At 67.0% G+C, this 575-nt stretch carries 1 pseudogene; it reads right to left on the bottom strand.

The features are described 5' to 3' along the window. Positions 1–58 precede the first annotated feature (58 nt). A pseudogene (locus tag HX846_RS36830) lies at positions 59–575 on the bottom strand (FAD-dependent oxidoreductase); the annotation flags it as partial.

The following is a 575-nucleotide window of genomic DNA, read 5'->3' as shown; positions in this document are numbered from 1 at the left end:
GAGACCAGCAGGCCGGTGCTGCCCAGCGGGCGGTGGAGGTCGTGCAGAGTCGGCAGGGTCATGGCAGCAGTTGCTCCCAGGCGGGTTGGGCGATGGCGGGTTTCGGCAGCTCGGGCAGTTTTTCGGTAGTTCCGGGCTTGATGCCGTCACGTTCCAGTGCGTTGATCACTCGATCGGCGAAATCCGGTGCCAATGCCAGCTTGGTCGGCCAGCCCACCAACAGGCGATCCTGTTCGGCGAGGAACGCGTTGTCCGGGCGGGTCAGGCCTGATTGCAATGGTTCGGCGCGGTCGACGCGCAAGGTGGCCCATTGGGTCTGGGTCATGTCGATCCAGGGCAGCAACTGCCCCAGCTCTTTTTGGGCGGTGGCGATCTGTTGCTCCGGGGTGCGGGCCACACCTTCGGCTTCGGCGATATCGCCGCCCAGGTACCACACCCAATTGCCGTCGGCGGCGGGATGCGTGGTCACGGTGATGCGCGGCTTGGTGCCGCCCCCCAGGCAGTGGGCGTACAGCGGCTTCAGGCCGGGGCCCTTGGCGATGATCATGTGCAGCGGTCGGCGCTGCATGGCGGGC

The organism is Pseudomonas sp. K5002 (assembly GCF_013386655.1).
GTDB lineage: Bacteria > Pseudomonadota > Gammaproteobacteria > Pseudomonadales > Pseudomonadaceae > Aquipseudomonas.
This window is presented reverse-complemented; position numbering and strand designations above follow the sequence as displayed.